The following is a 21,235-nucleotide window of genomic DNA, read 5'->3' as shown; positions in this document are numbered from 1 at the left end:
TGCTCCTTCCCAAGAAATGAAAAAAGAATTAGATGTGATCGTCGGTGATTATTCAGTCGATTTAGATGCAACTATTAGGAGTGAGGATGGTATGGAAGCAAAAATCGGCATTCTATCAGAAGAGCTTGCTCGTAAGCGTATGATTCGTATTGCAGAAGGAAAAGTGACGCCTGAAGAACCTTACCCAAAATTTTTGTTTGAGTCACTGGCTGCGCTTTCACAACTGTTGTCTAACGAAAATGTTGAACTGTTGAATTTGATTGCTCGCGAAAAGCCAAACAGTCTTGATGAACTTGCCGAAATGAGTGGGCGCAGTATCAAGGATGTTACTGATACTTTCGAAGCTCTTTCATCTAAGGGCTTTGCTTATCTGGATGTGAGGGGAATGGAATCTCGACCAATAGCGTTGTTTACGAAGTTCGAGATTGCTATAGGTCGATAATTGTTAGCTTATTTTCACACGATATAGCGGTTATTACAGGTTAATGTGATTCTAGTTCAACTATTTTCCTTATGAAACAGTGCGATAAATATTGTTGCTTGGTTAAAATAACCACAAAGAAATAATGCACTTGAGCTTAGGTGATATTGGTGAGTTACAGAACAGTTCGTATTACAGAGTTAATGGATTATGAGTTTGGACAAGTTGAAGGTAGCTTTAATGAACTCAATGAAAGCGAGTTGAAGACGGCAATTCCATCAGGCATGGGGTTTAAAGCTTTCATGGAGCAGCTAAAGCAAGGACACCTTGTTTTACTGACGGACTCACCTTCAACACCGATGCTGATCTCTGAGTCAGGTACTATGGGCGAAGCCAGAACGTGGGCTTTGAACTCTCAAGCTACAGATAACCTTGAGCCTGCTGCTCAAAACGCATTGCTTGCTAGAACTCGAATGAGTGGAAGTAGCGCTGGCTACAGTCGAAGTCAAAGCCTACATCCTCCGTTGCCGATGCCAACGTATATTCCAGAGCCTCCGAGACCTGATTACTCAGATGAACCACCGAAGCTAAAGTATGAATACAGCTTTGAAATTGCGTGCTCTCAAGATTCAGTACGTAAAGTGGGTAATTGCCACTTTATTTTGACCAAAACAGAGAATGAAGTGGAGCTAGGGCGCTGGGCTGAAACAAAGACAGAACATGGCACCCGCTACACTATACAGACAGCATTTGATGAGCCTAAACGACTTGTCGCTCAAGTTGCTTCTTGTCCTATGGGAATTTCTCCTACACATTCCGTCAAAGTCAGGAATATCGGCGCACAAGTTGCTAATGAAGGGTTTATTCCCGTGACTCCTACCGTGCAATTGGGCGAACGATTAGGGTTCCCTACCGAAGGCTTTTATTATCACTTCCACGACAACCAGTTGGTACAAGAGTACCGTTTACAGGGTGATAAACGTTGGAGTTTTTATGCCACCCTAAGCAGGCACCAGCGTCTTGATCCAGAAAGAGGTTACAACACAGATCAAACAGCGATTCTGGTCTTTTGGAAGCTTGGGGGTAAAGTTGTCGAAAATCAGTATCTCGTTTATCTAGAAAGACAAATTACTCGCGATGAGTTAGATAGTTTGACCGACGATTGGTTGAACGAGCATGGGGTAAAGTTAGATATCCCTCAGCTACTTGAGGCGACCAAACACCCCATAATTAAACGAACTGAAGCAGCGAAACCAGCCGAACAAAAGCAACCAGAGCCAGTTAATCATATTGTCCAAACCGATCCCGAAACAGGAACACGAGAAACGTGGGCGAAGATTGCCAACCAGTATGGACTAGCCCCGAAAGCTTTGTTGGATCTTAATCCGCAATATGATGCAGACCCGATGTCTTTATCGGTAGGCGCATCGCTGAATGTACAGAAGCCGCAACCTCAACGCGTTGAAAAGGAATCCGTTTATGAGATACCACCAGAGAGTCCTAAGCGATTTAACCAACCGTTGAATACATTTTATGGCTATACAGGCCACTGTTTAGCTGATACGTCAATAGTCTCAATTAGTAACGAAAGGTTGGTCGAAAAAGACATCCCTGTAGTTAACTTGAAAATATTGTCTACGGAATCGAAAGCAACTGATTATGGCAAGCTGGCATTTTTGGCGTTACCTGCAAGTACAGCAGGCTCTAATCTTGGTATTGTCAGTACCAATACCGCCTCTACGTTAGGGAAATGGAGCATCTCAGGTGAAGCACTAAGCAGCTTTGCGCGAGTTGGCGGAGGTTTGATTACTGCATTATGGCCTTCTCAGCTTGGGGATGGAACACTTGATGGCAACCCTGAGCTTGCTAGGAGTGATACCACTACGATGCGTGTCCGTTTCAATATGTACACCGATGAAAATGGCAAGCAGCAAATTGTGGGTATTAAAACGGGCGAAGGTAGCGCATACGGTGATCGTGTAGCGAAGCGTGATGCTGTGCAGCAAGGTCAAAACTTTATTGCTGAGCTGGATAACGGCATCACAATCACCTGGACACCTGACGGTTCAACAGATGTCCTCACCCCCGATACAGTATTACCCGAGAATGATCAACTGGATGTTCACAATATCTGGGTTCGTCCAATTGAAGAGCATGAGCAAGAAATTGGCACGGTTCTCTACCCAGAAGAAGATCTAGCTGAATATATTGTCACTTTCCCTGCTGATGCAGGATTGCCTCCTCTTTATTTGGTGTTCCGAAAGACTGCGCGTGATGAATCAGGGGTAGTAACAGGGAATGGCGAAGACATTGCAGGGATTTGGCTAGAGAAAGCTAGTGAGGGGTTAGGTTCACCAGTTCCATCACAAATTGCTGATAAGTTGAGAGGTAAAGAGTTCAGTAACTTTGATGCGTTTAGGAAGGCATTTTGGTTGAGTATTGCAGAAAATGAAGAGCTAATGTCTCAATTTAAGGGAGCGAGTAAAGCGCATATAAGGAAAGGCAATGCCCCATTTGCTCCAAAGAATGAGCATTACGGAAAAATAAGAAAGTTTGAAATCCACCATGTAAATGAAATTCAACATGGTGGCGCTGTATATGATATTGATAACTTGAGAGTTGTCACTCCCAAGAATCATAAAAAAATACATAAAAATTAAGGTGTTAGATATGAAAAAGAAAAGGTCAATTTCTGACTATACCGAGAGAGAATTTTTACATTTTACGAAAGATATATATGAATGTAATGGTTCAGAGGAGGAGATTGAACAGTGGGTTAATGATTTCATTGAGCTAGTAGCTCACCCTGAAAGCAGTGATTTAATTTTTTATCCTCCAGATGACAGAGAAGATTCACCAGAAGCAGTGATTGAAGAATTGAAACGTTGGTATAAAGAACAAGGAAAGCCTTGCTTTAAAGACTCAATGTAATGATTTGAAAGGGGAGAAGGAGAACCGTGGGCAGGAAAAATCCGATTGCACTGAAGAGGATTCTCTACAGTTTGTAGAAAAGAGCCTTAAAGAAAATGTCTCTGATACTGACGATGTCCTTGATGAGTTGCTAGAACAGTTCGAGGATATTCTTTTTCACAATTAATGATAAAAGGTGAGAATTCTAATAGAAAGATTCACACCTTTTATAAGTTATAACCTTGAATTGAGTAAAAAGGTGAGAATGGTATGAGAAGTCTTTCTAAGAAAGGGTTCTCATACTAATTTAAATAAATAAAGTGTAGAGGTGTACAGTGGCGAAGATGCCTTGTACCCAGAAGAAGATGACGAAGAATAAGCCTTCGTAACGAATTAGAAAACCAGCTTCGGCTGGTTTTTTTGTGCGTGGATTGTGTTACTACCATCAATGGAATAATAGGGCTACCTATATGCTCATTGATTCAATATAATAGCCCATCTTTGATCTAGCTCAATTTTTTATCATGCAATTATCTCTTGCTGGCCTTTGGCAACTTTCCCCCTTAACCGACCTATCTCTCCCTCAAGGAGATCTGACTTTTCCTGCGCCATTGAGTCAAATCCTCCCAGATACTGTGAGTGAAGCAGAGGTTGCTGCGCAAGAATGGCATTTAATGCATGACATTGAGGTAGACGATACGTTGCTCAGCTTTGCTGCGATTGATCTGGTACTAGCCGGAATTGCTTATCATGCTGAAGTTCGCGTTAATGGTGTTGCTGTTTTTGATTGCGATGGCAGTCAAAATGAATACCGTAAAGATATTCGTCCTTACCTTCAATTGGGGCGCAACCGTTTTGAAATTCTCTTTATTGAAGAGGAAGAAGATTGGTTGATCGAAGCAAGTGAGGAGCAAGACAAGTTGTGCTTGCTAGGTGAGTGGAGTGATACGGGTTCTGAGTCGAGAATGGGTATTTGGCAAGCTCCGTATTTACAATGTATCCGCCACATAAGGTTAGAACATGTCACGACTGAGCAGATCTGGCACCATGGCGGTGGGTGTGAGTTCTTAGTCGATTTGCATTACACCACCTACTCACCAGGTTTGGTTTCTGCGTCGGTGAAATTCAATGGAATGACTTATCACTTGCCTATTGATGTGCGTGCTAATCAGGCTAGCGCACTTTTTCAAATCGAAGCGCCTATTTATTTCAATGCCAAAGAACCATCTCCCGATTCCTTGTATCGATTAGATGTCACTCTTGATGGGCAAGAGCGACATTTTAATGTGGGATTGAGCGAAGACTGTTGTGTGATTCATTATCCATTGTGACTTAATGGCTGCATGTGATAGGCATTGGTGATTGTGGGTGCTTACGTTGCCAAATTTTCTCATGGAAATAGTAGGCACAAGTGTTAATTGCAGGCTCAATGGACGCCATGATACCGCCAACAAAAAGATCCCCAGTCATCAGGTATGCCACGCCAAAAGCGACAGAGAAGTGAACAATAGCAAAGCTACCTGTTTTCACTTTTGCTGAACCAGCCAAATTTTGAAGGGGTTTAGCTTTACTCCAGAGTTGCTCGTGGAAATAAAAAGCGACGGTGTTCACCATAGGTTCGATCATCGCAATTAGGCTACCGATAATGAGGTCACCGGTTAGTACATACGCAACCGTGAAGGTAATAGTAAAGTGGATAGCGGCAAAATTGAGTGTCTTTTTCATGGTGTAACCTAATCGTGTTGTCTTCGATGAGGTTATTATTGAGAATTATTCTCATATATGGAAATGGCTGTTATCGATATCTTTAATAGGCAATACCTATTGAAAAGGCACCGTATGGTGCCTTTATTTGTTTTGGTTTAGCCTTGAGGTTTGACGACAAAAACATTGATTGGCGAGTTTTGCACGACTTTACTGGCGACTGAGCCTAGTACCACCTTATCAAGCTTAGAACGCTTGTGGCTTGGCATTACAATCAAATCGGCACCTAACTTTTCAGCGTATTCCAAAATGGTGCTATATGGTTTTCCTTCAGCAACATGCGTTTTGTAAATTACATTTTCATCAATATGAGAAGAAGCAAACTTCTTCAATTGATTCTGTACGTCTTGTTTCATTTTTAGTGCTGCATCTTTTGGAAAGTATGTAGCGACCATCGACATGTGAATACCTGGCAGTACCGTCAGCAAATGGATTTCTGCATTTGAATGTTTTGCTTGCCAAACAGCGTGTTTCACCGCTTTATCTGAAAAGCCTTGATCGTTTAGATCGACAGGAACAAGGATCTGCTTATACATTTGTTTTCTCTTTGTTATATAAGGAAGGAAACCTTCCTTTTGCATCCTTTAGTAAGTGTAGTCTCACCACCGTAAATTGGTGGTGAGACATGGCTCTGTTACGCGCTCAATTGTTCCTTTCGAGCTCGTCGTTTCTGGTTGAGTCCCATGGTGATCAAAATCAATAACGCAGGGATAAAGACCCATTCTTTCATTGGCCTTTCTGCTTTCTGTACTATCCACTTGATTTCCCAATCAAAGTCAATTCCAGATGATTCTGCTGGGCTACCAAACTCAACCATATCGACGATCATTCTTCCTTCATTCTCCGTTAGCATGAGGCCCATCGAAGCGATGCGTTGATCCGCACTTGTTGCCTCATCACTGAATGGCAATCGTACTGTTTTTTCAACGTAGTCCCCTTCGAGGTTTTCTCCTGCCACACGCAGTTCAAGAGATTGTCCTACATCGAGGGTTTCGGTAACTTGCGCTATCTCAACACCTGGTAAAAGGTTTTTGGCTGGATAGATCATGTCCCACCAAAAACCTGGTCGGAAGAAGGAGAACGTCAGTACCAGTAGTAAGAGAGTTTCCCACCATTTATTTTTAGTAAACCACCAGCCTTGTGTGGCGGCGGAAAAGATCAACATGGCTATAATGGAGGAGATCACCGTAAGAGCTAAGTGCCACCAACTATCAATCCCCATCATGAGTAGCTGGGTATTGAAAATGAACATAAATGGCAAAATAGCCGTACGAATGTCGTAGGTAAAACCTTGGATACCCGTTCGGATTGGATCGGACTTAGCGATTGCTGCGGCGGCAAAGGCGGCAAGGCCGACGGGAGGTGTATCATCAGCTAGGATCCCGAAATAGAACACAAATAGGTGTACTGCGATCAGAGGGATGATCAGACCATGCTGAGCCCCTAGAGTAACAATGACCGGGGCCATAAGCGTCGAAACCACGATATAGTTGGCAGTTGTCGGCAGACCCATACCTAAGATCAAGCTGATCACTGCGGTGAAGAGCAACATCAGGAAGATACTGCCACCGGAGATAAACTCAACGAAATCAGTCATAACAAGGCCAATGCCCGTCAATGTTACAACACCAACCACAGTGCCTGCTGCTGCAGTAGCAACACCAATACCAATCATGTTACGTGCGCCAGACACTAAGCTCTCCGCGAGATCGACAAAGCCGGCTTTAGTTTGCTCAGCTAACTTCCCTTCTTTGGATAATAGGGCGATTAGTGGACGCTGGGTGAGCAAAATAAAAATCATAAAGACGGTTGCCCAGAATGCCGATAAACCGGGAGAGAAACGTTCGACGGTCAGACACCACACCAAAACCACGATTGGCAGTAGGTAATGAAGACCAGATTTAATTGTTGGGCCTGGATCTGGTACCTCAGTGAGTTCTGCATCTATCTCAATTGCCCCATCTTTTGTATGGTTTGCTGATATTTTGATTAAACCCACATAGGCAAGGAGTAGGGCAACGGTAACAATTGATGTTGCTGCATCACCAAAGACATCTTTGGTCCAGCCGACACCGTAGTAGACCAGTGCACTGATGATACACAAGCCTAAAATGGTTCCGGTAAACGAAAGCAGGCTTTGGATAAGTGTTGGATTGTGGCGACGAGGAAGCCCGGTCATACCCGCTTTACACGCTTCCAAATGAACAATGTAGATCAAAGCGATGTAGGAGATAAGTGCCGGTAACAGCGCAGCCTTGATCACTTCAACGTATGATATTCCGACATACTCAACCATAAGGAAAGCGGCAGCCCCCATGATTGGTGGTGTAAGCTGACCATTGGTTGATGCGGCGACTTCAACAGCGCCGGCTTTGGTGCCGGGGAAGCCGACTCGCTTCATTAATGGAATGGTAAATGTGCCGGTGGTAACGACGTTTGCAATCGATGAACCAGAAACCAAACCTGAAAGCCCGGAAGCCACAACGGCTGCTTTTGCTGGACCACCTTTCATATGGCCAAGAAGTGAAAAAGCGACTTTGATGAAGTAAGCGCCTGCACCAGCGCGTTCTAGCATTGCACCAAATAAAACGAATAAGAACACAAATGATGTAGAAACCCCAAGTGCAACGCCAAATACCCCTTCCGTTGTCAGCCATAGGTGCGACATCGCTTTATTTAAGCTTGCCCCTTTGTGTGCAATAACATCAGGCATGTGAGGGCCGGCAAAGGTATACAGAAGGAATACTGCTGCCACCGCCATTAAAGGAGGACCTAATGCACGTCGAGTTGCTTCCAAGAGCAACACCATACCGATGACAGCAATTACGATGTCTGGGGTAGTTGGTGCACCTGAACGTCCAGCCAATTCAGCATAGAAAATGTAAATATAGGCGGCAGAAAAACTACCTGCGAATGCGAGTACCCAGTCAATAATGGGGATATGATCGCGCGCAGAGTGCTTCAGTGCTGGGTATGCGGTGAAGGCGAGAAAAACGGCAAATGTAAGATGAATGGCTCGCGCTTCTGTGTCATTTAGGACACCAAAATTGAAAATAAATGGTAATGGAGAGGCGTACCAAAGTTGGAACAATGACCAGCAGAGTGGTACAAACCACAGGATACGACCAGGGATTCCTTGTGGATTACGTGCGCCAGTATCTGCCTGAGCTACCATTTCTTGCACATCTTGCGACGGAGTTGTTGTCTGCGACATGTACTTTATCCTTGTTATATGTGGCTCTGTTGTGTTTATTGCTGCTGTTTACTTGGCATCTTTTCAGTGTAGTTCAGTTGAAAGAATGCTCAATTTCAGCTTTTTCTTAGAAATATTCGATGGTGGCTATCAAACATGAAGCCATATGAGATATGTCGTTAAGCTCATCCCTGAGTGGGAGAACTACGCAAGGAAGCATTTGCTTCCTTGCGTTATGAGATTACTTAAGAAGGCCTGCTTCTTTGTAGTATTTCTCTGCACCTGGGTGAAGAGGGATAGAAAGACCTGCTTTCACCATGTCCTCTTTTTTCAGGTTTGCAAATGCTGGGTGTAGACGTTTGAACGTATCGAAGTTTTCGAATACAGCTTTAGCGACGTTGTACGCCACTTCGTCAGAGACATCTGCAGTCGTTACCATTGTTGCTGCAACACCAAAGCTGTTCACATCTTTATCAGTACCGCGGTACATGCCTGCTGGAACTGTGCTGTAAGCGTAGTATGGGTTGTCTGCTACGATCTTGTCGATCTGTGGGCCTGTGGCAGAAACAAGTTTCGCGTCACAAGAAGTTGTTGCTTCTTTGATCGAACCATTTGGGTGACCAACCATATAGATGAATGCATCAATTTTGTTGTCACACAATGCTTGTGAGCGCTCAGAGCCTTTTAGCTCAGAAGCCAGTTTGAAGCTTTCGTTTGTCCAGCCCATCGAATCCATGACAACGCCCATGGTTGCGCGGTCGCCTGAGCCTGGGTTACCGATATTGACACGTTTACCTTTCAGGTCAGCAACATTTTCAATGCCTGAGTCTGCACGTGCAATGATGTTGAATGGTTCAGTGTGCAATGAGAATACTGCACGAAGCTTTTTATACGGGCCTTGTTCTGCAAACTTACTTGTTCCGTTATACCCATGATATTGCCAGTCAGACTGTACGATACCAAAATCCAGTTCACCAGCACGGATAGTATTTACGTTGTAGATTGAACCACCAGTCGACTCCACAGAACAACGGATATTGTGTTCTTTGCGGCCTTTGTTGACCAATTTACAGATTGCACCACCAGTTGGGTAGTAGACTCCGGTCACTGAACCAGTACCGATAGTGATGAATTCCTGAGCGTTTACCGCTCCTGCACCCATTACCGCTGCAGCGATTGCGCCTACTTTAATAAGTTTGTTAAATGCCATGAATTTCCCTTCCTTTATTCATTCTTAACCCCATAGCAAGTGTAGTTGCTGTGGGAGTTTCCTCTCTCGGAAACGGCATCTTTTTCAATCCGTATGTTGAAAAAGTGGCTGAATAATACCAAAAAATCGGCACATAATTATATTTTTGTTAAAAATTGTAGCGATTTTGTCTAATTATACATCATTAACCTAAAGCAAGGTCGCTTGTTAAAGTTCTTTAAAAACAATTGGTTAATTATTAATGGCTATCAAAGAGAGGTTTTTTTGAAGATGTGATATGAGTCACGTCATTATATTGGCGTGACCCATAAATGAAATGAAGAGTTGGAGTGTTATCCTGCGTATTCAAACAGGTCACACACCGAACTGAAAAGCTGATCAGTTGTAATATTCATGGTTGGGGTAATGAAAATAGTATCGTCCCCCGCAACAACACCCAAAATCCCTTCTGCTTTACCTAACGAATCAAGTAAACGAGCGATAAGTTGAGCGGCACCCGGTCCGGTATGAATGACAACGAGTGCATCATTGTGATCAATATCCAACACTAGCTCGCGTAATGAACTTGATACTGTTGGAACACCAAGCTCTGCCGGTAGGCAATAAACCATTTCCATTTTGGCATTACGAGTACGTACTGCGCCAAACTTAGTGAGCATGCGAGAAACTTTTGACTGATTGATATTCTCAAAGCCTTCGTTCTTCAAGGCATCAACAATGTCGCCTTGAGAGCCAAATCGTTCTTCTTTTAGTAGGGCCTTGAAAGCGCGAACTAGGTTATCTTGTTTTTCTGAATTGCGCATGGTTCTGTTTCAACCGTAATTGATATAACGAAGTGAATATTCTCGCATAGCTATGCATCAACCGCCAAACCATAGGCTGAAATCTGTCTACGGCATCACTGTAAACCAATTGCGAAAAATGAGTTTTATCATTACTTAACTCTTTGTCAGTAAAGATAAATCAGGTGATAATGCTCGTCGTATTGTGGCACGTATTCATTGAGTTGCGCGAGGTCGCAAAGCTGACGTTAATTGATTGTAATCAAGTTGTGATTACTATAGCGTTGGGTGTACGTGATTAAAAATTACCCTACTACTTATAAGAGAGATCCATCTCAAGGAGAACTACGATGAAAGTAGCCGTTATTGGTGCCGCTGGTGGCATCGGTCAAGCCCTAGCTCTGTTACTTAAAAACCGTTTACCTGCTGGCTCTGATCTAGCGTTATATGACATTGCACCTGTGACTCCGGGTGTTGCTGCTGATCTTAGCCATATCCCAACACCAGTTTCGATCAAAGGTTACGCTGGTGAAGATCCGACTCCAGCGCTAGAAGGTGCAGATGTTGTACTTATTTCTGCTGGTGTTGCTCGTAAGCCGGGCATGGATCGTGCGGATCTATTTAATGTAAATGCTGGCATCGTAAAATCTCTTGCGGAAAGAATTGCTCAAGTATGTCCAACTGCTTGTGTTGGTATTATTACTAACCCAGTGAATACAACAGTGCCAATTGCTGCTGAAGTATTAAAGAAAGCAGGTGTATACGATAAGCGTAAACTATTTGGTGTCACCACACTGGACGTGATTCGCTCTGAAACATTTGTAGCAGAGTTGAAAGATAAGGATCCAGGTGACATCCGTGTTCCTGTGATTGGCGGTCACTCAGGTGTGACAATTCTTCCACTACTATCACAGGTAGATGGTGTAGAGTTTACTGCTGAAGAAGTTGAAGCACTGACTAAGCGTATCCAGAATGCAGGCACGGAAGTGGTTGAAGCAAAAGCCGGTGGCGGTAGTGCAACTCTATCAATGGGTCAGGCGGCTTGTCGTTTTGGACTTGCTTTAGTTAAAGCACTACAAGGTGAAGAAGGTGTGATTGAATGTGCTTATGTAGAAGGTGCGGGTGAACACGCTCCTTTCTTTGCGCAACCTGTGAAGCTTGGTAAAGATGGTGTCGAAGAAGTATTAAGCTATGGTGAGCTAAGTACTTATGAGCAGGCTGCGCTTGATGGCATGCTGACGACATTGACTGGTGATATCGAGATTGGTGTAGAGTTCGCGAAGTAATACGCCTATGACAGCCCAATAGCTAAAAAGCCGACCTAATGGTCGGCTTTTCTGTATTAAGTCATATAGAAGCGGTAGCCATGAGAGGTTACTTCGCTATTAATAATAGAGGAGACTATTTACTACGATGGACAGCTAAGTGCGCCAGAGTGATTAATGCCTCTTTATAATCTGACTCTGGTAATACTTTGAGCTCAGCAATTGCTTTATCGGCTTCCAAATAGGCTTTCTGACGAGTGTATTCTAGTGAACCTGTTTGTTCCATTACGACTAGAATATCATGCAAGCGTTCCATACCGTTGGCTTTTTCAATTGCTTCACGGATCATTGCTGCATTCCCTGCTGATGTATTTTGCATCGCATATAAAAGAGGCAGTGTCGGTTTCCCTTCTGCCAGATCATCCCCGACATTTTTACCCATCTCATCGCCATCAGATGTGTAATCCATCACATCATCGATCAGTTGGAATGCAGTACCTAGGTATTTTCCGTAATTTTGCAGTGCTAGCTCCACCTCATCAGAAGCATCAGTCAAGATGGCACCAATTTGTGTTGCCGCCTCAAACAAACGAGCCGTTTTTGAGTAGATCACCTGCATATAACTTTCTTCAGTCGTATCTGGATCATTGCAGTTCATTAACTGCAGCACTTCACCTTCTGCTATGACATTTACTGCATCACTCATCAGCTTAAGGATCTTGAGCGATCCTAATTCTGTCATCATTTGGAATGAGCGGGTATAAATGAAGTCTCCAACTAATACACTAGCTGCATTACCAAAAGCAGCATTAGCGGTCGCCTTGCCTCTACGCATGTCAGATTCATCGACAACATCATCATGTAATAGGGTTGCTGTATGGATGAACTCTATAAAGGCAGCCGCTGTAGTGTGATGAGTGCCTTGATAGCCTAATGCTCGAGCAGAGAGTATTGCCAATAAAGGCCTAAGACGTTTGCCTCCGCCACTGACGATGTAAAAACCGAGTTGATTGATTAGAGATACATCAGAATTGAGTTGGGCTTGAATTGTTTCGTTCACTTTTGCCATGTCATCGGCAGTAAGCGCTTGGATAGCTTTAAAATCCATTGTACTTCCGGCTGAGGTTAGAACCTGTCAGGTATTCTTATCTTCTTTAGTTACTGAATAATACACTAAAAAACGTTGATTAATACATTGTTAAAGGGCATGATTGCCGCACTTTTCTTTGGCGATTAGCTTTTCGCCAATTTTTTCAAAATATGGCTTGTCATGGGGTCGAGCTTTCTGTAGAATCTGCGCCCTATTGATGATTAGTTTAGCGCACACCCAAGATGCACAAAAATTATGCATAAGGCTGTGCGGAAAAAGCGGAGTAAGATATGTACGCTGTTTTCCAATCTGGTGGTAAACAACACCGTGTAAGCGAAGGTCAAACTCTTCGTTTAGAGAAATTAGACGTTGAAACTGGTGCAACAGTTGAATTTGATAAAGTTCTTCTTGTAGCTAACGGTGAAGACATTCAAGTTGGCGCTCCTCTTGTTGAGGGCGGCAAAGTGGTTGCTGAAGTAGTACAACACGGTCGTGGCGATAAAGTTAAAATCGTTAAGTTCCGTCGTCGTAAGCACTCTCGTAAGCAACAGGGTCACCGTCAGTGGTTCACTGAAGTGAAAATCACTGGCATCAACGCTTAATCGATTAGGAGAGTTTAACAATGGCACACAAAAAAGCTGGTGGTTCTACTCGTAACGGCCGCGATTCAGAAAGCAAACGTCTAGGTGTTAAGCGTTTCGGTGGTGAATCTGTTCTTGCAGGTAACATCATTGTTCGTCAACGTGGTACTAAATTCCACGCTGGTAACAACGTAGGCCTTGGTAAAGACCACACTCTATTTGCTCTAACTGACGGTAAAGTTAAGTTTGAAGTAAAAGGTCCTAAGAACCGTAAATTCGTAAGCATCGAAGCTGAGTAATTTTACGTTTCTAGCTGAATTCAAAAGCCCTGCCGATTCGGCAGGGTTTTTTATTTATGCAAGAACCAATACTAAGGCACTCTGATAAGAGTCCCTCAATATTTGTTCCAAGTAGCAGGACGATCAAGGATCAAGGTGATCGATCTGAAAGTGGGATCTGCTAGAATTTATATCATTCACTTTTCCTAATGAGATAGGGAGAGCTGAGATGATATTTGCAACGCAGCTATGTAAATAGCAAAAGGGCGGAGTAAGAGATGAAATTCGTTGATGAAGCGGTAGTTAAAGTTCAGGCTGGCGATGGCGGTAACGGTGTTGTTAGTTTCTGGCGCGAAAAGTTTGTTGCCAAAGGTGGCCCAGATGGCGGTGATGGCGGCGATGGTGGTGATGTTTACATCCAAGCTGATGAAAACCTTAACACTCTAATTGACTATCGTTTTCAGCGCTTCTATGAAGCGGAACGCGGTGAGAATGGCCGCGGTGGTAACTGTACTGGTAAGCGTGGTAAAGACAAAGTACTTCGTGTTCCTGTAGGTACACGTGCTGTTGATATCCACACAAATGAAATCGTAGCGGAAGTCGCTGAGCACGGTAAAAAAATGATGGTCGCGAAAGGCGGCTGGCATGGCTTAGGTAACACGCGTTTTAAGTCTTCTGTAAACCGAGCACCACGTCAAAAGACGATGGGTACCAAAGGTGAAGTGCGTGAGCTGCGCCTAGAGCTTCTGCTACTAGCAGATGTGGGTATGCTGGGTTTACCTAATGCAGGTAAATCGACATTTATCCGTGCGGTCTCAGCAGCTAAACCTAAAGTTGCTGATTACCCATTTACCACTCTTATCCCAAGTTTGGGTGTTGTGAGTGTGGTTCCAGAGAAAAGCTTCGTTGTTGCGGATATTCCTGGCTTGATCGAAGGTGCTGCAGATGGTGCTGGCCTTGGCATTCGTTTCTTGAAGCACCTTGAGCGTTGTCGCGTGTTGCTGCATATGATCGATATCATGCCAATCGATCAAACGGATCCGATTGAGAATGCACTAACGATCATTGATGAGTTAGAGCAATACAGTGAGAAGTTAGCCGATAAACCTCGTTGGTTGGTATTCAATAAAGTAGATTTGATGCCAGAAGATGAAGCGGATGAAATCATTCAAGGTATTCTTGATGCCCTTGGTTGGGAAGATGAATATTTCAAGATTTCAGCAGTGAACAAGCAAGGCACAAAAGAGCTTTGTTATAAGCTTGCTGACTTTATGGAAAACCTACCTCGCGAAGAGGAAGAAGTTGCTGAAGAAGATAAAGTAAACTTCATGTGGGATGACTACCATAAAGATGCCATGTCAGGTAATGACGTGATCACTGAAGATGATGATGACTGGGATGATTGGGACGATGAAGAAGATGACGGCCACGTTATCTATGTCCGTGATTAATCACTATGAATAAAAGAGCCGCATTTTTGCGGCTCTTTTTCGTTTGTATCAAAACTTTATTCAACAATTTGCATCAAAATATCAAGATTCTTAAAGGAGTTAGGAAGGATCATGATTTCACAGCAGCGAGCAGTCTCGCGTTTTATTGCTCAATCGGGCCAAATGTTATTAGCTCATGGCGCAGAAAGTACACTAGTAGGTGATATTATGCGCCGGATCGGTATCGCCAGTGGTATGGACGAAGTTGAGGTGTCGCTCTCCGCCAGTTCACTGGTTGTAACGACCGTCAATGATGGTCATTGCATCACTACAGCAAGACGTAGCCCAGATCGTGGGATCAACATGCGAGTGATCACTCAGGTTCAACGTATTTGCATTATGTTGGAGCGGGGGATTATTGATTATTCAATGGCACAACATAAGCTGAATCAGATCAGTCCAGAGCGCTACAACCGGTGGTTGGTGGTCTTGATGATCGGTTTGTCTTGCGCAGCATTTAGCCGTTTAGCTGGAGGGGACTGGAGTGTGTTTGGCATGACATTTCTTGCGTCGGCATGTGGCATGGTTGTTCGACAAGAGATTGGTCATCGACACTTTAACCCACTACTGAATTTTGCTGCCACTGCTTTTGTGACCACGATTATTTCTGCTCAAGCGGTGATCTATCACATTGGGAATTCACCTTCTGTGGTGATGGCCTCCTCCGTGTTAATGCTTGTCCCGGGCTTTCCGTTAATTAACTCTGTTGCCGACATGCTCAAAGGGTATATCAATATGGGAATTGCTCGTTTTGTCATGGCAAGTCTACTTACCTTAGCAACTTGCTTAGGGATTGTGGCGGCGATGAGCCTTGTTGGTGTGTGGGGGTGGTAATGATGGCGCTTCTATTTGGCCTAATAAATGACATGTTATTTGCCGCGATCCCTGCCGTTGGTTTTGCTTTGGTGTTCAATGTGCCGAAAAATGCTCTGAAATATTGTGCGATTGGTGGGGCATTAGGGCACGGCTCTCGCTACTTGATGATGCATTTTGGCATCCCAATTGAATGGGCGACATTTTTTGCTGCGACGGTGGTTGGCATGATTGGCGTTCATTGGTCACACCGTTTTCTTGCACACCCTAAAGTGTTCACAGTAGCTTCATTGATCCCAATGGTCCCGGGGGTTTTTGCGTTTAAAGCGATGATTGCTTTAGTAGAGTTAAATCATCAAGGGTATAACCCCGAGTTGGTTGCGATGCTGTTTGAGAACTTTCTTAAAGCGATGTTTATTATTGCTGGTTTAGCAGTTGGTTTAGCGATGCCAGGGCTGCTATTCTATCGCCGTCGTCCTATTGTTTGATGGATTTATACAGGAAAGAGAAATGATCATCAGTATGATTGCCGCGATGGCAGACAATCGAATTATTGGCAAAAATAATGAAATGCCATGGCATTTACCGGCAGACTTTCAATGGTTTAGACGTTGCACTATGGGGAAGCCTGTAGTGATGGGACGGAAAACCTATGAATCAATCGGTCGCCCTCTGCCAGGACGGATGAATATCGTATTAAGTCGTGATGCTGCATTGGAAATTGATGGGGTGACGTGTGTGACATCCATTGATGAAGCAATTCAAGCGGTGGGAGAAATCGAAGAGTTGATGATCATTGGTGGTGGGGCGATTTACCAAGCCTGTCTACCTATGGCAAATAAGCTTTATCTGACCCACATAAATGCGAATCTCGACGGTGACACTCAGTTCCCACAGTGGGGCACTGACTTTAAAGAAAGCTACTCTGAAACATATAGTGCCGATGATAAAAATGCTTACGATATGCGTTTTGTCATCTTAGAGAAGTAAGACGAGTTTTCTCGTTGAGAGTGGCGTGAACAGTAAGGGTTGATGTGGTTGAGCAACCCTTTATTATTTCTCTAGGCAGCTGGCTGCACAAAGTACTGCTTATCCTCCCAGCGCAGCATGGTAAGATCGCCTCCCCAAACACAGCCAGTATCTAAGCCTATTACTTCAGTGTTTTGATAACCTTCAAGTGCAGCCCAATGACCAAATAATACGGTCTTTTCGAGTGGAATGCGTTGTGGCAGTTGAAACCATGGCATCAGTGTATGATCGGTGAGTTGCTGTGGTGGCAGCTTACACTCCATATCTAAGCGGGCATCAAGAAAGCAAAAGCGCATTCGAGTGAATGCATTGATGATGTATCGGTAGCGCGCTATTCCTGCTAGATCCTCTTCCCATCGATCTGGTTGGTTACAGTACATGTTCTCAATTAACCAAATCCATTGTTCACTCTGCAGAAGAGCTTCGACTTCTCGCGCTGCGCTGCGGGCCGTGTCTAAGTTCCATTGCGGAGATATTCCAGCGTGACACATCACAAATTCATCATGTTCTTGAAGAAGCGGCTGATGCCTCAACCATTCAAGTAAGTCATGTTTGTCTGCTGCATCTAAAATTGGAGCGGTTTTGTCTTTGTCCTTTACTCGGTGAATACCGAGTGAGACAGCAAGAAGATGTAGGTCATGATTGCCAAGAACAACTTTGGCACTTGCACCAAGTGACTTAATAAAACGCAGCGTTTCTAAGGATTTATTTCCTCTTGCCACTAAGTCACCCGCGACCCAGAGCGTATCTCTATTTGGGTCGAAATCTGCTTGTTTTAAGAGCAACTGAAGTTCATCAAAACAACCTTGAATATCACCGACAATGTAGTTAGCCACAAATCACTCCAATTAATTAAGAATATTAGGGACAGCCAATCTGAATGGCTCAATGTCAGCGATGAACTCACGGCCTTTTTCGTCGAGCATCATGTAGTGTCCTTGCATGACACCAACGGGAGTCTCCAAGGCTGTTCCACTGCTGTAGGTGTATTCATCGTTGCCGGAAATAAAAGGTTGTTGCCCAACAACACCGTCGCCTTCGACAGTGCTTTGTTTTCCATTTGCATCTGTGATGAGCCAACGGCGACTAATGAGTTGAACTGTTTCTTGGCTCAAGTTTTTTATCGTAATGATGTAGGCGAAAACGTAGCGCTTAAGAGTTGGATCTGATTGTTCTGCGAGATACTTGCTGTGAACTTGTATTTTAATACAAGGTTGAGAGATATCCATAAAGCAATCCTTCTACCTGGAAAAAAGACAGTGGTTTTCACCACTGCCTTTTACATTTAAGTCACGTTGAGCGAGGGGCTATTTATGATTAGCATCTAACCAGTTTGCCATATCAACAAATTGCTCTAGAGTTAGATTCTCTGGGCGCATCGTTGGATTAATGCCAAGCTCAACTAATACTTCTTCAGCAATAAGTGACTTATAGCAATTTTTCACTGTCTTGCGACGTTGGTTGAACCCTTCACGGCATACTCGATCAAGCCAGTTCAGACTTGTCGCAGGATGTGGAACTTCTTCATAAGGCACAAGGCGGACTACCGCAGAATCAACTTTTGGTGGTGGTACAAATGCCGTAGGCGGTACTTCTAAAACAGGTACCACTTTACAGTAATATTGTGCCATGACTGTTAAGCGGCCATAAGCCTTGCTACCTGGTCCTGCTGCTAAACGATTCACCACCTCTTTTTGCAACATGAAATGCATGTCTTGGATATCTTTGTGATATTCAAACAAATGGAACATCAGTGGTGTGGAGATGTTGTAAGGCAGGTTACCGAAAATACGCAGCTTGTTGTTTGGCTTTACCAGTTGCGTAAAGTCGAAGCGCATAGCGTCGCCTTCATGAATAGTCAGTTTGTCGGCAAGCTCAGGATGGTTGCGTAGGCGCTCTGCAAGATCTCGGTCCAGCTCGATGACAGTGAACTTATCGACTTCACGTCCTACAGGCTCAGTAATCGCCCCTAAACCAGGACCAATTTCAACAAGGTTTTGTCCTGGTCTTGGATTAATCGATGACACAATACCATCAATGATATAAGGATCGTTTAAGAAGTTTTGACCAAAACGTTTACGCGCTTTGTGCCCTAAATGGACATCGTTTCTCATAGTATTCTCTGAATTAATTAGCTTTGTTATCAACTAAGTCAATAGCGTATTTTAGTGCCGTCCTGAAGCTTCCGGTATCTGCCGTTCCTTTACCTGCCAAATCTAAGGCGGTGCCATGGTCGACAGAGGTTCTGATAAATGGCAAGCCGAGCGTGATATTCACTGAGCGGCCAAAGCCTTTATATTTTAGCACTGGTAGCACCTGATCATGGTACATACCCAATACTGCATCTGCTTCTTGCAGATATTTGTGGTTAAAAATCGTATCGGCAGGCAAAGGGCCTTGTAGATCATAACCGTTTGTTTGACGTAGTGTCTCGAGTGTTGGCGATATGGTTTCAATTTCTTCCATACCTAGACAACCATCTTCACCTGCATGTGGATTTAAGCCACATATGTAGATTTTTGGCTTTGGAATCGCAAATTTCTCTACTAAGTCTTGGTGGAGAATATGAATGATATTTCCCAAGCGCTCTTGTGTGACAGCTTTTGAGACGTAGGCTAGAGGAATATGCGTTGTGACCAAGGCAACACGTAACCCTTCTGTTGCAAGCATCATCACAACCAGAGGAGTATTTGACTTCTCTGCAAAAAACTCAGTATGGCCACTAAATGCGACCCCTGCTCGGTTAATTACCCCTTTATGAACAGGGCCGGTGACAATAGCATCAAACTCACCATTCATACAGCCTAATGCGGCTCTTTCTAATGTTTTAAGTACGTAATGGCCGTTTTGTTCATTCAACTTGCCGGCTTCAGCAATCGCGTCCATCGCAATGTGTTCAACAATTAAAGAACCCGCTTGTTGAGGGGAAGCGGCTTGTGCTGGATTGTAATCAATCAATGTAACATCAATGCCGAGCAGTTTAGCGCGCTCAGACAGCATGTTTTTATCTGCACAAACAACGATTTGGTGAGGCCAACTCTCTTTAGAGAGTGCAAGCACCAAATCGGGGCCAATACCGGCAGGCTCACCTGCCGTGACAATAATCCGTTTACTGCTCATCGCCGTGGCCTTCTAGGCGTTCAATATAGGCACTGGCACGGATCTCTTGTAACCATGCACTGGCTTCTTCATTGAATTTACGATTAAACAGAATACGGTAGGCCTTATTTTTTAGGGCAGCATCTGTGCGATCAACCTGACGTCGTCCCATTACTTCAACAATGTGCCAGCCATGAACGGTTTTAAATGGTTCACTGATTTGGCCAACAGGTAAGGTTTCTACTTGGTGCTTAAACTCAGGCACATAAAGGTCCGCGGTCTGATAACCTAGTTCGCCGTATTGCGCAGCAGAGCCAGGGTCTTGGCTGTATTGTTGTGCCAGCTCACCAAAGGTTGCTTTGCCTGACTTAATGCGACGAGTGAGTTCTTTCAACTCTTTTTCTGCGCCTTCATCACTTAAAATAACGGTCGGTTTGATCAAAATATGGCGCGCATTGACTTCAGTTACTGCAACGGTTTCTAACCCTTTCACATCATCAATTTTAAGAATGTGGAAACCTACACCACTGCGGAATGGGCCAATAATACTGCCTTTATTCTGAAGCTTAATGTGATCAGCGAAAATGGTTGGCATCTCTTCTTTTTGCATCCAGCCCCAATCTCCACCTTGCAGAGCTTTGGGACCTTTTGAATAGGTATAAGCCATGGTGCTGAAGTCGGCGCCTTTTTTCAGCTTTTTAACCAGCTCTTGGGCTTGGGCTTCTACCGCTGACTTATCATCACCGTCTTCAACACGGATCTGAATGTGGCTGATTTTATATTGAACCGCTGCATTGGTCTCTTGTGCCAAAATGTTTGCTAGGTTATCTACTTCAGCAGGAAGGATATTAATACGGCGACGAACCAAGGCATTACGTGCTTCACTAGCCGCAATTTCTTTACGGATTTGCTCGCGAAACTCAGCATAGCTTAAGCCTTCTGAAGCGATAGATGTCGTCAGTTGTTCGATAGATTGCTTGTTATTTTTTGCAATTTCAGCAATGGCAGCATTGAGTCGGTTATCATCGATTCGCACACCAATACGCTCTGCTTCTTGTTGCTGGATAGCATCAATGATCAGTTTTTCAGTCACCTGCTCTTTTAAAATAGAGGCTTCAGGCAGTGCTTGCCCATTTTTTCTGGCGTTAGCTTTTAGGGTTTTGATTGCAGAGTCGATATCACTTTCTAATACCACTCCTTTATTGACGATTACCGCAACTTTATCTAGCTCTACTGGCGCAGCATGTGCCACAGATAATGTGCATACTGTTGTCAGAGCTAATAATGTTTGTTTCCACAGTTTCATCGAT

Annotated in this window: 22 protein-coding genes; 11 read left to right on the top strand and 11 right to left on the bottom strand. The window is 43.9% G+C overall.

Translation table 11 applies throughout. From position 1 onward, the window contains the following. The first annotated feature begins 91 nt into the window (after positions 1-91). The 4 genes from ACQEXS_RS15680 to ACQEXS_RS15665 all read left to right on the top strand — a co-directional run bounded on the left by ACQEXS_RS15680 (position 92) and on the right by ACQEXS_RS15665 (position 4,662). Complete coding sequence (locus tag ACQEXS_RS15680; RefSeq protein WP_427014503.1) at positions 92-442, top strand: transcriptional regulator; 351 nt, start codon at positions 92-94, stop codon at positions 440-442. A gap of 182 nt (positions 443-624) precedes the next feature. Beyond that, positions 625-3,081, top strand: coding sequence for a T6SS effector antibacterial DNase (locus tag ACQEXS_RS15675; RefSeq protein ID WP_427014502.1), 2,457 nt, complete (start codon positions 625-627; stop codon positions 3,079-3,081). 10 nt (positions 3,082-3,091) lie between these two features. Continuing rightward, positions 3,092-3,352: a bacteriocin immunity protein gene (locus tag ACQEXS_RS15670; protein ID WP_191116604.1), complete on the top strand. Its 261-nt coding sequence runs from the start codon at positions 3,092-3,094 to the stop codon at positions 3,350-3,352. A 503-nt stretch (positions 3,353-3,855) separates the two neighbouring features. Then, positions 3,856-4,662: a glycosyl hydrolase 2 galactose-binding domain-containing protein gene (locus ACQEXS_RS15665; protein ID WP_427014455.1), complete on the top strand. Its 807-nt coding sequence runs from the start codon at positions 3,856-3,858 to the stop codon at positions 4,660-4,662. A gap of 1 nt (position 4,663) precedes the next feature. Here ACQEXS_RS15665 and ACQEXS_RS15660 read toward each other — a convergent pair whose 3' ends face one another. The 5 genes from ACQEXS_RS15660 to argR form a co-directional block, all read right to left on the bottom strand. Then, complete coding sequence (locus tag ACQEXS_RS15660) at positions 4,664-5,056, bottom strand: DUF2061 domain-containing protein (RefSeq protein WP_427014454.1); 393 nt, start codon at positions 5,054-5,056, stop codon at positions 4,664-4,666. 137 nt (positions 5,057-5,193) lie between these two features. Next, complete coding sequence (locus tag ACQEXS_RS15655; RefSeq protein ID WP_367988088.1) at positions 5,194-5,631, bottom strand: universal stress protein; 438 nt, start codon at positions 5,629-5,631, stop codon at positions 5,194-5,196. A 98-nt stretch (positions 5,632-5,729) separates the two neighbouring features. Next, positions 5,730-8,309 carry a TRAP transporter permease gene (locus tag ACQEXS_RS15650; protein WP_427014453.1) on the bottom strand — a complete coding sequence of 860 codons (2,580 nt, stop codon included), beginning with the start codon at positions 8,307-8,309 and terminating at the stop codon, positions 5,730-5,732. A gap of 220 nt (positions 8,310-8,529) precedes the next feature. Further along, a complete protein-coding gene (locus ACQEXS_RS15645; RefSeq protein WP_367988090.1) occupies positions 8,530-9,498 on the bottom strand; it encodes a TAXI family TRAP transporter solute-binding subunit in 969 nt (322 codons plus the stop codon). Between the two features lie 332 nt (positions 9,499-9,830). Continuing rightward, positions 9,831-10,301, bottom strand: a complete 471-nt coding sequence (gene argR / locus ACQEXS_RS15640; protein WP_367988091.1) for a transcriptional regulator ArgR — start codon at positions 10,299-10,301, stop codon at positions 9,831-9,833. 329 nt (positions 10,302-10,630) lie between these two features. Here argR and mdh point away from each other — a divergent pair, with 329 nt between their 5' ends. Then, positions 10,631-11,566 (top strand): malate dehydrogenase, encoded by a 936-nt coding sequence (mdh, locus tag ACQEXS_RS15635; RefSeq protein ID WP_427014452.1) that lies wholly within the window; start codon positions 10,631-10,633, stop codon positions 11,564-11,566. 115 nt (positions 11,567-11,681) lie between these two features. On the opposite strand, the gene ispB is transcribed toward mdh, so the two are convergent. After that, positions 11,682-12,653: an octaprenyl diphosphate synthase gene (gene ispB, locus ACQEXS_RS15630; RefSeq protein WP_427014451.1), complete on the bottom strand. Its 972-nt coding sequence runs from the start codon at positions 12,651-12,653 to the stop codon at positions 11,682-11,684. 272 nt (positions 12,654-12,925) lie between these two features. On the opposite strand from ispB, the gene rplU reads away from it, so the two are divergent. The 6 genes from rplU to folA all read left to right on the top strand — a co-directional run bounded on the left by rplU (position 12,926) and on the right by folA (position 16,787). After that, positions 12,926-13,237, top strand: coding sequence for a 50S ribosomal protein L21 (rplU, locus tag ACQEXS_RS15625; protein WP_006074830.1), 312 nt, complete (start codon positions 12,926-12,928; stop codon positions 13,235-13,237). A gap of 20 nt (positions 13,238-13,257) precedes the next feature. Next, positions 13,258-13,515 carry a 50S ribosomal protein L27 gene (rpmA, locus tag ACQEXS_RS15620; RefSeq protein ID WP_004401772.1) on the top strand — a complete coding sequence of 86 codons (258 nt, stop codon included), beginning with the start codon at positions 13,258-13,260 and terminating at the stop codon, positions 13,513-13,515. Between the two features lie 257 nt (positions 13,516-13,772). Next, positions 13,773-14,945 (top strand): Obg family GTPase CgtA, encoded by a 1,173-nt coding sequence (gene cgtA, locus ACQEXS_RS15615; RefSeq protein WP_427011539.1) that lies wholly within the window; start codon positions 13,773-13,775, stop codon positions 14,943-14,945. A 111-nt stretch (positions 14,946-15,056) separates the two neighbouring features. Further along, positions 15,057-15,818, top strand: coding sequence for a threonine/serine exporter family protein (locus ACQEXS_RS15610; protein WP_427014450.1), 762 nt, complete (start codon positions 15,057-15,059; stop codon positions 15,816-15,818). Next, positions 15,818-16,285 (top strand): threonine/serine exporter family protein, encoded by a 468-nt coding sequence (locus tag ACQEXS_RS15605; protein ID WP_374144798.1) that lies wholly within the window; start codon positions 15,818-15,820, stop codon positions 16,283-16,285. The genes ACQEXS_RS15610 and ACQEXS_RS15605 overlap by 1 nt, the downstream gene beginning before the upstream one ends. Before the next feature lie 22 nt (positions 16,286-16,307). Continuing rightward, positions 16,308-16,787 (top strand): type 3 dihydrofolate reductase, encoded by a 480-nt coding sequence (gene folA, locus ACQEXS_RS15600; protein WP_427014449.1) that lies wholly within the window; start codon positions 16,308-16,310, stop codon positions 16,785-16,787. A gap of 71 nt (positions 16,788-16,858) precedes the next feature. Here folA and apaH read toward each other — a convergent pair whose 3' ends face one another. The 5 genes from apaH to surA form a co-directional block, all read right to left on the bottom strand. Further along, positions 16,859-17,662 (bottom strand): bis(5'-nucleosyl)-tetraphosphatase (symmetrical) ApaH, encoded by an 804-nt coding sequence (apaH, locus tag ACQEXS_RS15595; RefSeq protein WP_427014448.1) that lies wholly within the window; start codon positions 17,660-17,662, stop codon positions 16,859-16,861. 12 nt (positions 17,663-17,674) lie between these two features. Beyond that, positions 17,675-18,055: a Co2+/Mg2+ efflux protein ApaG gene (apaG, locus tag ACQEXS_RS15590; protein WP_427014447.1), complete on the bottom strand. Its 381-nt coding sequence runs from the start codon at positions 18,053-18,055 to the stop codon at positions 17,675-17,677. Between the two features lie 78 nt (positions 18,056-18,133). Beyond that, on the bottom strand, positions 18,134-18,940 hold the full coding sequence (gene rsmA, locus ACQEXS_RS15585; RefSeq protein WP_427014446.1) for a 16S rRNA (adenine(1518)-N(6)/adenine(1519)-N(6))-dimethyltransferase RsmA: 807 nt from the start codon (positions 18,938-18,940) through the stop codon (positions 18,134-18,136). Positions 18,941-18,953: 13 nt separating this feature from the next. After that, on the bottom strand, positions 18,954-19,946 hold the full coding sequence (gene pdxA, locus ACQEXS_RS15580) for a 4-hydroxythreonine-4-phosphate dehydrogenase PdxA (protein ID WP_427014445.1): 993 nt from the start codon (positions 19,944-19,946) through the stop codon (positions 18,954-18,956). Then, on the bottom strand, positions 19,936-21,231 hold the full coding sequence (surA, locus tag ACQEXS_RS15575) for a peptidylprolyl isomerase SurA (RefSeq protein WP_427014444.1): 1,296 nt from the start codon (positions 21,229-21,231) through the stop codon (positions 19,936-19,938). The genes pdxA and surA overlap by 11 nt, the downstream gene beginning before the upstream one ends. Positions 21,232-21,235 lie beyond the last annotated feature (4 nt).

Source organism: Vibrio sp. TRT 17S01 (assembly GCF_050113695.1).
Lineage (GTDB): Bacteria > Pseudomonadota > Gammaproteobacteria > Enterobacterales > Vibrionaceae > Vibrio.
This window is presented reverse-complemented; position numbering and strand designations above follow the sequence as displayed.

Excerpts from the sequence above, each read along its gene's own strand:
- ACQEXS_RS15680 (WP_427014503.1), top strand. The coding sequence starts at position 92 with ATGGAAGCAAAAATCGGCATTCTATCAGAAGAGCTTGCTCGTAAGCGT.
- ACQEXS_RS15675 (WP_427014502.1), top strand. The coding sequence starts at position 625 with ATGGATTATGAGTTTGGACAAGTTGAAGGTAGCTTTAATGAACTCAAT.
- ACQEXS_RS15670 (WP_191116604.1), top strand. The coding sequence starts at position 3,092 with ATGAAAAAGAAAAGGTCAATTTCTGACTATACCGAGAGAGAATTTTTA.
- ACQEXS_RS15665 (WP_427014455.1), top strand. The coding sequence starts at position 3,856 with ATGCAATTATCTCTTGCTGGCCTTTGGCAACTTTCCCCCTTAACCGAC.
- ACQEXS_RS15660 (WP_427014454.1), bottom strand. The coding sequence starts at position 5,056 with ATGAAAAAGACACTCAATTTTGCCGCTATCCACTTTACTATTACCTTC.
- ACQEXS_RS15655 (WP_367988088.1), bottom strand. The coding sequence starts at position 5,631 with ATGTATAAGCAGATCCTTGTTCCTGTCGATCTAAACGATCAAGGCTTT.
- ACQEXS_RS15650 (WP_427014453.1), bottom strand. The coding sequence starts at position 8,309 with ATGTCGCAGACAACAACTCCGTCGCAAGATGTGCAAGAAATGGTAGCT.
- ACQEXS_RS15645 (WP_367988090.1), bottom strand. The coding sequence starts at position 9,498 with ATGGCATTTAACAAACTTATTAAAGTAGGCGCAATCGCTGCAGCGGTA.
- argR (WP_367988091.1), bottom strand. The coding sequence starts at position 10,301 with ATGCGCAATTCAGAAAAACAAGATAACCTAGTTCGCGCTTTCAAGGCC.
- mdh (WP_427014452.1), top strand. The coding sequence starts at position 10,631 with ATGAAAGTAGCCGTTATTGGTGCCGCTGGTGGCATCGGTCAAGCCCTA.
- ispB (WP_427014451.1), bottom strand. The coding sequence starts at position 12,653 with ATGGATTTTAAAGCTATCCAAGCGCTTACTGCCGATGACATGGCAAAA.
- rplU (WP_006074830.1), top strand. The coding sequence starts at position 12,926 with ATGTACGCTGTTTTCCAATCTGGTGGTAAACAACACCGTGTAAGCGAA.
- rpmA (WP_004401772.1), top strand. The coding sequence starts at position 13,258 with ATGGCACACAAAAAAGCTGGTGGTTCTACTCGTAACGGCCGCGATTCA.
- cgtA (WP_427011539.1), top strand. The coding sequence starts at position 13,773 with ATGAAATTCGTTGATGAAGCGGTAGTTAAAGTTCAGGCTGGCGATGGC.
- ACQEXS_RS15610 (WP_427014450.1), top strand. The coding sequence starts at position 15,057 with ATGATTTCACAGCAGCGAGCAGTCTCGCGTTTTATTGCTCAATCGGGC.
- ACQEXS_RS15605 (WP_374144798.1), top strand. The coding sequence starts at position 15,818 with ATGATGGCGCTTCTATTTGGCCTAATAAATGACATGTTATTTGCCGCG.
- folA (WP_427014449.1), top strand. The coding sequence starts at position 16,308 with ATGATCATCAGTATGATTGCCGCGATGGCAGACAATCGAATTATTGGC.
- apaG (WP_427014447.1), bottom strand. The coding sequence starts at position 18,055 with ATGGATATCTCTCAACCTTGTATTAAAATACAAGTTCACAGCAAGTAT.
- rsmA (WP_427014446.1), bottom strand. The coding sequence starts at position 18,940 with ATGAGAAACGATGTCCATTTAGGGCACAAAGCGCGTAAACGTTTTGGT.
- pdxA (WP_427014445.1), bottom strand. The coding sequence starts at position 19,946 with ATGAGCAGTAAACGGATTATTGTCACGGCAGGTGAGCCTGCCGGTATT.
- surA (WP_427014444.1), bottom strand. The coding sequence starts at position 21,231 with ATGAAACTGTGGAAACAAACATTATTAGCTCTGACAACAGTATGCACA.